An 11145-nucleotide genomic window follows, 5' to 3' on the forward strand; every position below is an offset into this window, starting at 1 on the left:
GGCCGACGGAGCGGCGGCGCGCCATCGCTTACCAGGACGTCGAGTACGCGCCAGGGAACTTCAGCGCCACGAAGGCCTTCACCTCGTCGGACTGGTAGGCCTTGATGAAGCGCGCGATGCGCGGATCGTTCTTGTTGTCCTCGCGCGCGGCGATGACCACGGCGGCGAACGGCGCATCCTTGCTTTCCAGTACCAGCGCGTCCTTGGCGGGCGACAGGCCGGCCGGGATGGCGTAGGCCGAATTCACCGCGGCGGCGTCGACGTCAGCCAGCGAGTGCGGCAGTTGCGCGGCCTCGATCTCGACGAACTTGAGCTTCTTGGGGTTGTCGACCACGTCGAACAGCGAGGCCGTCACGGTCACGCCGTCCTTGAGCTTGATGAGCTTGGCGGCCTGCAGCACCAGCAGCGCGCGAGCGCCGTTGGTCGGGTCGTTGGGGATCGCCACCTTGGCGCCCGGCTGCAGGTCGTCCAGCGACTTCACGCGCTTGGAATAGATGCCCATCTGCTGCACCACGGCCGTGGCCACCGGCACCAGCTTGTAGCCGCGCGCCTTGTTCTGCGATTCCAGGAAGGGCTTGTGCTGGTAGATGTTCAGGTCCAGTTCCTTGGCGTCCAGCGCGGCGTTGGGCTGGATGAAATCGCTGAACTCGACCAGCTTGACCTTCAGGCCCTGCCTGGCCGCGACCTGCTGCACCACTTCGCCGATCTGGGCGTGCGGGCCGACGGTCACGCCGACTTTCAGTTCGGCGTCCTGCGCCATGGCCGGCGCGGCGGCGGCGAATCCGATCAGGGTGGCAAGGGCGGCCAGGGTGTGGCGTAGACGCATGGGAATCTCGGCAATCGAACAAGGGAAGGGAAGCCCCGGATTCTAGTGAGCGCTCTTCAAAACCGGAAGCGATGAATTTTCATATTGATATGCGTATTTCCACATAAGCGCCGCGCCATGACAAGCACGCTTGCGCACGACACAATAGCGGCTGGATTCCCAACCCCTTGCCGTCATTGCCAATGTCCACCCCCACCGAACTGCATCCGCACGCGCGCGCCCTGCTGGCCGACCACTATGCCGCCGTCGATGCCGACCTGCCCGTCCTGCTCGACCTGCTGTTTGCCCGCAGCGCCGGCGAAGACTGGCACAAGGCCGGCACCTTCAAGCACCACCTGCTGGGCGTCTACCGCACCCTGACGCTGTGGAACCAACCGCGCGAAGTGCGGCTGCTGGGCCTGTTCCACAGCGTATATGGCAACGAATACGTCGACCTGACCCTGTTCGACCGCGAGCGCGAACGCAACACACTGCGCGAGGTGCTGGGCGCCGAGGCCGAGGAATGGATCAGCCTGTTCTGCGCCATGCCGCGCACCCGCTTCGTGCAGGCCATCCTGCAAGGCCAGGGCCAGGGGCCCGAGGGCCTGACGCTGGAAGGGGCCGACGGCCAGGTCTTCACCTTCACGCCGCGCCAGGTCGCCGCCTTCATCGTGGTGTCGGCCGCCGACATCGGCGAACAATGGCACAGTTGGCAGGACGAGATCTTCGCCGGCTATCCGCAGCAGCAGCGCCGCGACCTCAAATCACACTGGGCCGCCTCGCTGTGGCCCGGCCCGCTGAAACCGCCGTCGAACATCCTGTCGATGCTGTCGCACCTGCTGGCGCCGCTGTCGGCGCTACCGGCCGATACCGGCATCCCGCTGCCGCCCGCCTTCGACCATTGCCGCGCCACGCTCAGCCCGCGCGACGAGGCCGCCGCCAGCGCGCTGTACTGGCAGGTCGTCACCCGCATGCATCCGCAGACCGAAATGGACACCGCCCGCCACATGCTGGAAGCCGCGGTGGCGCACAACCCGTGGGTCGCCGAGCCGCGCCTGCTGCTGGCGCAACTGGCGCTGACCGCCGGCGACTTCGAGGCCGCTGAAGGCCACGCGGCCGCCGGCCTGGCCGCCTTGCAGGCCTGGGGCACCGCCTGGGACAAGCGCATCGAGTGGGCCGGCTGGATGGCCTGGGCCCGCATCGAACTGCAGAACGCCCGCGCCCGCCGCTGGCCGGAGAACCTGGCGGCCCTGAACGGCCTGGGGCTGGTGGCGTGATCGCGGCGCGCTGAACCACGGCAACCACGCGCAAGACAAAAACGAAAACGCCCCAGGAAATCCCCGGGGCGTTTGACCTTCACCGCCCGTGGGCCGCGACGGCGCTTATTTCATGCCTTCCCAGTGGGGACCGGGCACATGGATGTCGAACAGCTCCAGCACCCGGGCCACGGTGTGGTCCACCATCTCTTCGATGCTGGCCGGCCGGTGATAGAACGCCGGCAGCGGCGGAAACACGATGCCGCCCATCTCGGTGACGGCGGTCATGTTGCGCAGGTGCGCCAGGTTGAACGGCGTTTCGCGCACCATCATCACCAGGCGGCGGCGCTCCTTGAGCGTAACGTCGGCCGCGCGTGTGATGAGGTTGTCGGACAGGCCATGAGCCACGGCCGCCAGCGTGCGCATCGAGCACGGCACGATGACCATGCCGGCCGTCTGGAACGCGCCGCTGGCCAGCGTGGCGCCCACATCGCGCACGCTGTGCACGTGGTCGGCCAGCGCGTAGACATCATGGCGGCTGACATCGAGTTCGTGCTTGATGTTGAGCACGCCCGAGGCCGACACCACCAGGTGCGTCTCGACGTCGTCCACGCCGCGCAACGCCTGCAGCATGCGCACCGCGTACAGGGAGCCGGTGGCGCCCGTGATGCCGACGACCAGTCGCCGCATGGAATCAGGCCGTGGCGCCGGATTGCTCCAGCAGGGTCTTGAGCTCGCCCGACTCGTTCATCTCATTCATGATGTCCGAACCGCCGATGAACTCACCGGCCACATACAGTTGCGGAATCGTCGGCCAGTTCGAGAATTCCTTGATGCCCTGGCGGACTTCGTCGTCCTCCAGCACATTCACGGTGACCAGCTTCTTGACGCCACAGCCCTTGAGGATCTGGATGGCCTTGCCGGAAAAGCCGCACTGCGGGAATTGGGCGGTGCCCTTCATGAACAGCACGACGGGGTGCTGGGTCACGGTTTCGCGGATGAATTCTTGAACGTCGCTCATGGTGGTCTCTTGGACAGGAGGCATAACGGAATACGCCAATTATAGGTACAGGCGGGATTTCGTCCCGGATTCCCCGGGGCGGCCCCCGGGAATCGGCCGGTCGCCGCGCGGCGGCAGGTTACAAATCGCCGGCCCGGCGTCAGCCGCGCCCGGGCCAACGGCCCCCGGAAATGCGTTCGATACCGGCCAGGTCGCGCCGGCTGTGCACGTCCGTGAAGCCCGCGGCAACCAGCAGGCCGCGCACCGCCTCGGCCTGGTCCCACCCGTGTTCCATCCACAACGCGCCCCCCGCCTTCAGGTGGCGATGGGCGCCGGCCACGATGCGGCGCAGGTCTTCCAGGCCGTCGGCGCCGTCGGTCAGCGCGCCGCGCGGCTCGAAGCGCACGTCGCCCTGCCCCAGGTGCGGATCGTCGCTGGCGACATAGGGCGGGTTGGACACGATCAGGTCGAAGCCCTCGCCTGCCGGCAGCGCGCCGTACCAGCTACCCTCGACGAAACGCACCGAGGCCGTCAGCTCCCAGGCATTGCCCGCGGCCACCGCCAGCGCCGCGGCGCTGACATCGCTGGCCATCACGCGGGCATCGCGCCGTGCCAGGGCGATCGAGATGGCGATGGCGCCGCTGCCCGTGCCCAGGTCCAGCACCGCGGGCGCGGACTGTCCGGCCACGGACTCCAGCGCGGTTTCCACCAGCACCTCGGTGTCCGGACGAGGAATCAGCACATCGGGCGTCACGCGGAACAGGTGCCCCATGAATTCTCGCTGCCCGAGCAGATAGGCCATCGGCTCGCCGGCCAGGCGGCGCTGCGCCAGCGCTTCGTAGGCCGCGGCCACTTCCGGCGCCAGCGGATCGGTGTCGTGCGCCAGCAGCCACGCGCGCGGCTTGGCCAGCACGTGCTCGAGCAGCATGCGCACCTCGAGCCGGGGCAGGCGCGTGTCCAGCAACAGGCTCCTGATCTGGGCGGTCATGCGCAGGCGCCAATCAGATGTCGTCGCCCAGCGCCGCCAACTGCTCGGCCTGGTGCTCGGCGATCAGGGCGCCGGTCAGTTCCTCCAGATCGCCCTCCATGATCTGCTGCAGCTTGTACAACGTCAGGTTGATGCGGTGGTCAGTGACGCGGCCCTGCGGGAAGTTGTAGGTGCGAATACGCTCGGAACGGTCGCCCGAGCCGATCAGGCTCTTGCGTTCGGCCGCTTCCTTGCTCTGGCGCTCGCGCGTTTCCTTGTCCTTCAGGCGCGCGGCCAGCACCTGCATGGCCTTGTCCTTGTTGCGGTGCTGCGAGCGGTCGTCCTGGCATTCCACCACCAGCCCGGTCGGCAAGTGCGTGATGCGCACGGCCGAATCGGTCTTGTTGATGTGCTGGCCGCCGGCGCCGCTGGCGCGGAAGGTGTCGATGCGCAGGTCGCTCGGGTTGATGACTATCTCCGACATCTCGTCGGCTTCGGCCATGATGGCAACGGTGCAGGCCGAGGTGTGGATACGGCCCTGCGCCTCGGTGGCGGGCACGCGCTGCACGCGGTGCGCGCCGGATTCGAATTTCAGGCGGCCATAGGCGCCGTCGCCCTCGATGCGCGCGATCACCTCCTTGTAGCCGCCCAGTTCCGAGGGGCTTTCCGACATCAGCTCGACGCGCCAGCCGCGCTGTTCGGCGTAGCGCGTGTACATGCGCAGCAGATCGCCGGAGAACAGCGCGCTTTCATCGCCGCCGGTCCCGGCGCGGATTTCCAGGAACACGCTGCGGCCGTCGTTGGGGTCGCGCGGCAGCAACAAGACCTGCAACGCCGCTTCCAGCGATTCCAGCTTGGCCCGGCCGGTCTTGATCTCATCCTCGGCCATCGCCTTCAGTTCGGGATCGGCCAGCATCTCCTGCGCGGTCGCCAGGTCTTCCTCGCCGCGCACGAAGGCGGTGAACGCCTCGACCACCGGTTCCAGTTCGGCGCGCTCGCGGGAAAGCTTGCGGAAGCGGTCCATGTCGGACGCGGTTTCCGGTTCGGCCAGCAGCGCGTCCACCTCGATCAGGCGGTGACACAGATGCTCCAGCCGGCTGCGCATGGAAGATTTCATGATGGGGATTCAGCAAGGGAAAACAGGAATGGCGGGCGCCCAGGACGAGCGCCCGCCGCAAGGCGGGGCGGAGCAGCGCCGCTAACGGCGCGAGTCGCGGCCGGGGAACAGGCGCGGCATCCAGGCAAGCAACTGCTTGCGGTCGTCGCCCTCGCTGCGGTTCAACGCCGCCAGCGGGCCATGCAGGTATTTCTGGGTCAGGCCGTGCGCCAACTGCTCGAGCACGGCCTCCGGCGATTCGCCGCGCGCCAACAGGCGGCGGGCGCGTTCGAGTTCGGCGGCCCGGACGTCTTCGGCCGCCTGGTGCAGGTCGCGGATGACGGGCACCACTTCGCGCGATTGCATCCAGTGCATGAAGCCCTGGACGCGGGTTTCGATGATGGCCTCGGCCTGCACCACGGCGGCGCGGCGGGCGTCCGTGCCGGTCTGGACCAGGCGGCCCAGGTCATCGACGGAATACAGGTAGACGTCGTCCAGGCGGCCGACCTCGGGTTCGATGTCGCGCGGCACCGCCAGGTCGATCATCACCATGGGACGGTGGCGGCGCAGGCGCGTGGCGCGTTCCACCATCCCCAACCCGAGGATTGGCAGGGAACTGGCCGTACAGGAGACGACCACGTCGAATTCGGACAGGCGGTCGGTCAGGTCCGACAGCTTCATGGTGCTGGCCGAGAACCGATTGGCCAGCAGCTCGGCGCGTTCGGCCGTGCGATTGGCCACCACCATGCTACGCGGACGCTGCGCGGCGAAGTGGGTGGCGCACAGTTCGATCATTTCGCCGGCGCCGATGAACAGCGTGCGGGCCTGGTCCAGGTTGCCGAACACGCGTTCGGCCAGGCGCACCGCGGCGGCGGCCATGGACACCGACTGCGCGCCGATGGCGGTCTGCGAGCGGACTTCCTTGGCCACCGAGAAGGTGCGCTGGAACATCTGGTGCAGCAGCGTGCCGAGCGAACCGGCTTCGCCAGCCGCGCGCACGGCGTCCTTCATCTGGCCGACGATCTGGGTTTCGCCCAGCACCATGGAATCGAGCCCGCTGGCCACGCGGAAGGCGTGGCGCACGGCATCGTCATGCTGGTGGCGATACAGGTGCGGGCGCAGCGTGCCGGCATCCAGGCGGTTGTGCTCGGCCAGCCACGCGGGCAACTGGTCGGCCACGTGGCCGTCGGCGGCGCAATAGATTTCGGTGCGGTTGCAGGTCGACAGGATGGCGGCTTCGCGCACCGACCCGCCGAACGCGGAACGCAGGCCTTCCAGCGCCGGCTTGACCAGATCGACGGGCATGGACACGCGTTCGCGGACCGACACCGGCGCGGACGTGTGATTCAGACCGAAGGCTAGGACAGCTACCGACATGTAAAGGACAAGGCCGTAAGTATTAGAGCTGTGGTCCCCGCAAAGCCCATGCGGTGCAGCGTGCATGTAACAGCGGACCGGCCATGATTATACTCCCGCGGGTTATCCCCACGCCATCCGCGGCCCTGGGCGCGACCTTGCGTCGCACCCCATGCAATCTCCATTTGCTGTAGTATTCGCCCCCTGCCCCTTGCCCCGTTGGAAGGCGGCCCGAAAATTCTTCAGACTTTTTCGGCGCGACTGGCACAAGTCTAAAAAATTGTGTATAGTTGCGGACTTCGTTGGCCTGGTAGCTCAGTTGGTAGAGCAGCGGATTGAAAATCCGCGTGTCGGTGGTTCGATTCCGCCCCAGGCCACCAGAATTAAAAAGCCCGGCTCCTTGGAGCCGGGCTTTTGCATTGTGGCGGCGGATAGTGGCGCGCGTCGCCTCGACCGCCAGCGCCCCTGGCGCTGCGCGCGCTCACGACCCCGGCAACGCCACCCCCATCGCCGCGAACAATCCCCCGCACACCTTGTTGAAGCGCCGCCCCGCGCGCTCCAGCCAAGGCCGCACGCGGTGCGCCAGGCGCGCCAGCACGTACTCCACCAGGAACTCGATGGCGACGAAGGTCGCGGCCATGATCAGGAATTGCGTGAACAGGCTGCGCGCCGGATCGATGAATTGCGGCAGGAACGCGCCGTAGAACAGCAAGGCCTTGGGGTTGGCGATCGCCGACAAGAACCCCTGGCTGAACATGCGCGTGCCGCGCAGCCGCGGCATGTCGGGCGCCGGGCGCAGTTGCACGCCGGGCGAGCGCCATAGCTGGATGCCGAGCCAGATCAGGTAGGCGCCGCCGGCCCACTTCAACACGGTCAGCGCCGGGCCCCAGGCCTTGAGCAGCGCGCTGATGCCCAGCATCGACAGCGCGATCAACGCGATGAAGCCGACCGCCCCGCCCGCGATGGTGCACAGCGCCTTGCGGTGGCCATGCAGCGCGCCGTGGGTCAGCGCCAGCAAGGTGTTGGGACCGGGCGTGATCGACAGGCCAATCACGGCCAACAGGTAGATGAGCCAGCTATGCAGGGCCATGGGAACTCCTTGTTATTCCTCGTCCGGCCGCGCCGTCGGCACGGCCAGCCCGTATTTCACGCGATTCATCACCACCAGCGTCGAAAAGCGCTTCACGTTGGGATCACCCCAGAAGTGGCGCTGCGCGAAGGCATCGTACTCCGCCATGTCGCGCACGGTCATGGTGACGACGAAATCCACTTCGCCCGTGACCGCCAGGCACTGCATGATCTCCGGCGCGTTGCGCATGGCGCGCTTGAAGGTATCGAGCTTGTCGGCGCGCTCACTCTCGAGCGACACCAGCACCACCATCATGATGTCGCGCCCCACCGCCGCCGGGTCCACCACCGCGACGTCGTCCAGGACCGCGCCGGACTCACGCAGGCGCTTCATGCGGCGCAGGCACGACACCGGCGACAGGTTGACGCGCTCGGCCACCTCCTGGCTGGTGCGCTGGTTGTCTTCCTGCAGGCTCTGCAGGATCTGAAGGTCGAAATCGTCTAGTTCCATGGGGGGTCTCGGACTGCGGCGGTCCCGGCCGGATGGGCCGGTTCGGGGATTCTAAACGTGGCCGCGCCCCACCCCGCCCCGAATTCGACGGGAAACTTCATTTGCGGACCGCCGGGCGCAGGAAATAATCAAGCGCCTTGCTTACACTGGGAAGCCTCCCGTCCCCTTCTGGTTTTCCCGTAGCCGCAGCACCATGACCACCGCCGCCCTCCCCTCCGGACGCGATACCTACGCCTCCACCCTGATGCCAACGCTGTCGCTGATCGGCGCCATGGCCTCGCTGTGCATCGGCACGTCGTTCGCCAAGTCCTTGTTTCCGGAGGTGGGCGCGCAAGGCACGACGGCCTACCGCATCGTCATCGGCGCCATCATCCTGATCGCGTTCTGGCGCCCGTGGCGCTTTCCACTGACGCGGCGCAACGCCGCCAAGATCGCCCTGTATGGCGTGACGCTGGCCTGCATGAACCTGCTGTTCTACATGGCGCTGCGGACCCTGCCGCTGGGCGTGGCCATCGCCATCGAATTCACCGGGCCGCTGACGCTGGCGGTGGCGCTCTCGCGGCGCGCCATCGACTTCGTCTGGATCGCCTGCGCACTGGCCGGACTGGTGCTGCTGATCCCGACAGGCCAGTCGATGCACGACCTCGATCCCGCCGGCATCGGCTACGCGCTGGGCGCGGCGGTGTGCTGGGCGCTGTACATCATCTTCGGCAAGAAAGCCGGCAACGTGCACGGCGGCCAGGCCACCTCGCTGGGATTGCTGGCGGCCACCATGGTGGCGCTGCCAGTGGGCGCCGCCCACGCCGGCATGGCACTGCTGGACCCGAAGCTGATCCTGGCCGGCGTCGCGGTCGGCATCCTGTCCAGCGCCCTGCCCTATTCGCTGGAAATGGTGGCGTTGCGGCGCCTGCCGCAAAAGACCTTCGGCGTGTTGCTCAGCATGGAACCCGCCATGGGCGCGCTGGCCGGCGTCATCGTACTGAACGAACACCTGTCCGGTACGCAATGGCTGGCGATCTGCGGCATCATCATCGCCTCGGCCGGTTGCGCCGCCACCGCGCGCCGCCAGAACCGCGCCGCCGCGGCCGGGTAGGCCGCAGGGCACGGCGGGCGCGCCGCCACGCAGCGTCAATCCACCGAAATGTTCTTCTGGCGGATCACCGCGCCCCAACTGTCATACTGACGGCGCGCAAAGTCATAGAATTCACTCGAGGAGCTGCCCATGGGCTCCATGCCCTGCAACTTGAGCTGCTTGACCACCTCGGGTGACTTCAACGCCGCCTGGATCGCGCCGCTGAGCTTGTCCACCACCTCGCGAGGCGTGCGCCCCGGGGCCACCACTCCTTGCCAGGCGGCGGCCTCCAGCGGCGGCCCGCCGCTCTCGCCGAAGGTGGGCACCTCGGGCAACTGCTCCGAACGCTCATACGCCGGCACCGCGATGGCGCGCAACTTGCCTGCCTCTATCAACGGCCGCGCCGCCGCCAAGTCCGCCATCATCAGTGGCACCACACCCGCGGCCACGTCCTGCAAGGCCGGCGGCGTACCCTTGTAGGGAATCGCGGTGGCCTTGCCGCCAAACATCGACAGGAACAACTCCATCGCCAGATGGTGCGGGCTGCCCACGCCCAGCGACGCATAGCTGGCCGTCTTGTTGCGCGACAGATAGTCCATCACTTCGGGCATGTTCGTCAGGTCGGAGGCCGGCGAGGCCACCAGCACGATGGGTAGCGCCACCAGAGTGGAGACCGGCGTCAGGTCCTTCCATGGGTCATAGGGCAGTTGCTTGTACAGCCAAGGATTCAGGGCCAGCGTGCTCATGCCCGCGGTCATTACCGTGTAGCCGTCGGGCGCGGCGCGCGCGGTTTCCTGGGCCGCAACGATCGTGGCGGCGCCGGGACGGTTCTCCACCACCACCGGCTGGCCCAGTGTCTGGCTGACATGCCTGGCGACGATGCGGGTGGCCAGATCGCTGCCGCCGCCGGCGCTGAACGGCACCAGCCAGCGGATCGGATGGTCGGGGAATTCGCCGGCCAGCGCGGGCGCGGCCTGCGCGGCGAATGCCGCCACGGCCACGGTTCCCAGCGCGCGGCGCATGAAGCCTCTTCTGGACATGGAGTTGTCTCCTGGTGTTCTCGATTTAATTAACATATTAACTATATTTTCGGCGCGGCGCGATAGCCGTGGCGCCGCTCATGAATGGGCAGGCCCCCGGGCCCCACGCGCTCAGGCTCGCGCCGCGGCCAGCCAGCGCAGGCCGGCCGAGGTGCCGGCGGCGGGACGGTATTCGCAACCGATCCAGCCCGCGTAGCGCAGTTCGCGCAGCACCGAGAAGATCCAGCCGTAGTCCAGTTCGCCGCGATCGGGTTCCTGGCGCAACGGCACCCCGGCGATCTGCAGGTGCCCGACCCGTCCGGTAGGCAGGTATTGGCGCAAGCGGGCGGTGACGTCGCCCTCGACGATCTGGCAGTGGTACAGGTCCATCTGCACCTTCAGGTTGGGCGCGTTGACCGCCTGCACCACCTCGTGTGCCTCCTCCTGGCGATTGAGGAAGTAGCCGGGAATGTCGCGCGTGTTGATGGGTTCGATCAGCAGCGTCACGCCGGCCGAACGCGCCTGGCGCGCGGCCCAGTCGAGATTCTCGCGGTAGCAGTCCAGCATGGCGGCGCGCTCGAGGCCGGCGGGCGCCACGCCGGCCATCACGTGAACCTGGGCGCAGGCCAGCGCCGTGGCGTAGCCCAGCGCCTGCTCGATGCCGTCCCGGAATTCATCCTGGCGGCCAGGCAGCGCGGCCAATCCGCGCTCGCCGCGCGCGGTAACGCCCGGCGGCGCGTTGAACAGGACTTGCGCGACGCCGGCGGCATCCATGCGCTCGCGCACGAACGCGGCCGGCGCCTCGTAGGGAAACATGCATTCGACCGCCGCGAAACCGTCGGCCGCGGCGGCCGCGTAGCGGTCCAGGAACGCATGTTCTGGGTACATCATCGACAGGTTGGCGGCGAATTTCAGCATGGCAGATTCCGGGGCGGGCGGCATGGCTGGAACTTAGCACATCCATCCGCCCGCGAAATCCCGCCGCGCCAGCGCTC

12 protein-coding genes and 1 tRNA gene are annotated in these 11145 nt (G+C 67.6%); 3 read left to right on the forward strand and 10 right to left on the reverse strand.

Annotated features, from left to right (window positions below):
- Window positions 1-28 precede the first annotated feature (28 nt).
- The gene (locus AC6LKG_RS02585; protein WP_498162498.1) at window positions 29-826 is read right to left on the reverse strand and encodes a MetQ/NlpA family ABC transporter substrate-binding protein; all 798 of its coding nucleotides are present in this window, start codon (window positions 824-826) and stop codon (window positions 29-31) included.
- A 182-nt stretch (window positions 827-1008) separates the two neighbouring features.
- Here AC6LKG_RS02585 and AC6LKG_RS02590 point away from each other — a divergent pair, with 182 nt between their 5' ends.
- Complete coding sequence (locus AC6LKG_RS02590; RefSeq protein ID WP_498162500.1) at window positions 1009-2082, forward strand: DUF6817 domain-containing protein; 1074 nt, start codon at window positions 1009-1011, stop codon at window positions 2080-2082.
- A 105-nt stretch (window positions 2083-2187) separates the two neighbouring features.
- On the opposite strand, the gene AC6LKG_RS02595 is transcribed toward AC6LKG_RS02590, so the two are convergent.
- From AC6LKG_RS02595 to hemA, 5 genes are all read right to left on the reverse strand, one after another.
- The gene (locus AC6LKG_RS02595) at window positions 2188-2751 is read right to left on the reverse strand and encodes a UbiX family flavin prenyltransferase (protein WP_020926056.1); all 564 of its coding nucleotides are present in this window, start codon (window positions 2749-2751) and stop codon (window positions 2188-2190) included.
- Between the two features lie 4 nt (window positions 2752-2755).
- Entirely contained in the window at window positions 2756-3082 is a 327-nt protein-coding gene (grxD, locus tag AC6LKG_RS02600) for a Grx4 family monothiol glutaredoxin (RefSeq protein ID WP_006391696.1), read from the reverse strand.
- Between the two features lie 139 nt (window positions 3083-3221).
- Entirely contained in the window at window positions 3222-4049 is an 828-nt protein-coding gene (prmC, locus tag AC6LKG_RS02605; RefSeq protein WP_498162502.1) for a peptide chain release factor N(5)-glutamine methyltransferase, read from the reverse strand.
- Window positions 4050-4062: 13 nt separating this feature from the next.
- Window positions 4063-5145, reverse strand: a complete 1083-nt coding sequence (gene prfA, locus AC6LKG_RS02610) for a peptide chain release factor 1 (protein WP_498162504.1) — start codon at window positions 5143-5145, stop codon at window positions 4063-4065.
- An 81-nt stretch (window positions 5146-5226) separates the two neighbouring features.
- Window positions 5227-6501, reverse strand: a complete 1275-nt coding sequence (hemA, locus tag AC6LKG_RS02615) for a glutamyl-tRNA reductase (RefSeq protein ID WP_498162506.1) — start codon at window positions 6499-6501, stop codon at window positions 5227-5229.
- Window positions 6502-6784: 283 nt separating this feature from the next.
- Between hemA and AC6LKG_RS02620 the strand changes: the two genes are divergently transcribed.
- Window positions 6785-6860 (forward strand) — tRNA-Phe (locus tag AC6LKG_RS02620).
- Between the two features lie 101 nt (window positions 6861-6961).
- On the opposite strand, the gene AC6LKG_RS02625 is transcribed toward AC6LKG_RS02620, so the two are convergent.
- Both AC6LKG_RS02625 and AC6LKG_RS02630 read right to left on the reverse strand, forming a co-directional pair.
- Complete coding sequence (locus AC6LKG_RS02625; RefSeq protein WP_498162508.1) at window positions 6962-7570, reverse strand: LysE family translocator; 609 nt, start codon at window positions 7568-7570, stop codon at window positions 6962-6964.
- Window positions 7571-7582: 12 nt separating this feature from the next.
- Window positions 7583-8059 (reverse strand): Lrp/AsnC family transcriptional regulator, encoded by a 477-nt coding sequence (locus AC6LKG_RS02630; RefSeq protein ID WP_498162510.1) that lies wholly within the window; start codon window positions 8057-8059, stop codon window positions 7583-7585.
- A 193-nt stretch (window positions 8060-8252) separates the two neighbouring features.
- Between AC6LKG_RS02630 and AC6LKG_RS02635 the strand changes: the two genes are divergently transcribed.
- Window positions 8253-9152, forward strand: a complete 900-nt coding sequence (locus AC6LKG_RS02635; protein WP_498162512.1) for an EamA family transporter — start codon at window positions 8253-8255, stop codon at window positions 9150-9152.
- A gap of 35 nt (window positions 9153-9187) precedes the next feature.
- Here AC6LKG_RS02635 and AC6LKG_RS02640 read toward each other — a convergent pair whose 3' ends face one another.
- Both AC6LKG_RS02640 and otnI read right to left on the reverse strand, forming a co-directional pair.
- Entirely contained in the window at window positions 9188-10171 is a 984-nt protein-coding gene (locus tag AC6LKG_RS02640; protein ID WP_498162513.1) for a Bug family tripartite tricarboxylate transporter substrate binding protein, read from the reverse strand.
- Between the two features lie 111 nt (window positions 10172-10282).
- Window positions 10283-11068 carry a 2-oxo-tetronate isomerase gene (otnI, locus tag AC6LKG_RS02645; protein WP_498162514.1) on the reverse strand — a complete coding sequence of 262 codons (786 nt, stop codon included), beginning with the start codon at window positions 11066-11068 and terminating at the stop codon, window positions 10283-10285.
- Window positions 11069-11145 lie beyond the last annotated feature (77 nt).

Source organism: Achromobacter sp. 46006 (assembly GCF_059761975.1).

Coding starts and splice junctions, on each gene's coding strand:
- AC6LKG_RS02585 (WP_498162498.1), bottom strand. CDS start 826: ATGCGTCTACGCCACACCCTGGCCGCCCTTGCCACCCTGATCGGATTC.
- AC6LKG_RS02590 (WP_498162500.1), top strand. CDS start 1,009: ATGTCCACCCCCACCGAACTGCATCCGCACGCGCGCGCCCTGCTGGCC.
- AC6LKG_RS02595 (WP_020926056.1), bottom strand. CDS start 2,751: ATGCGGCGACTGGTCGTCGGCATCACGGGCGCCACCGGCTCCCTGTAC.
- grxD (WP_006391696.1), bottom strand. CDS start 3,082: ATGAGCGACGTTCAAGAATTCATCCGCGAAACCGTGACCCAGCACCCC.
- prmC (WP_498162502.1), bottom strand. CDS start 4,049: ATGACCGCCCAGATCAGGAGCCTGTTGCTGGACACGCGCCTGCCCCGG.
- prfA (WP_498162504.1), bottom strand. CDS start 5,145: ATGAAATCTTCCATGCGCAGCCGGCTGGAGCATCTGTGTCACCGCCTG.
- hemA (WP_498162506.1), bottom strand. CDS start 6,501: ATGTCGGTAGCTGTCCTAGCCTTCGGTCTGAATCACACGTCCGCGCCG.
- AC6LKG_RS02625 (WP_498162508.1), bottom strand. CDS start 7,570: ATGGCCCTGCATAGCTGGCTCATCTACCTGTTGGCCGTGATTGGCCTG.
- AC6LKG_RS02630 (WP_498162510.1), bottom strand. CDS start 8,059: ATGGAACTAGACGATTTCGACCTTCAGATCCTGCAGAGCCTGCAGGAA.
- AC6LKG_RS02635 (WP_498162512.1), top strand. CDS start 8,253: ATGACCACCGCCGCCCTCCCCTCCGGACGCGATACCTACGCCTCCACC.
- AC6LKG_RS02640 (WP_498162513.1), bottom strand. CDS start 10,171: ATGTCCAGAAGAGGCTTCATGCGCCGCGCGCTGGGAACCGTGGCCGTG.
- otnI (WP_498162514.1), bottom strand. CDS start 11,068: ATGCTGAAATTCGCCGCCAACCTGTCGATGATGTACCCAGAACATGCG.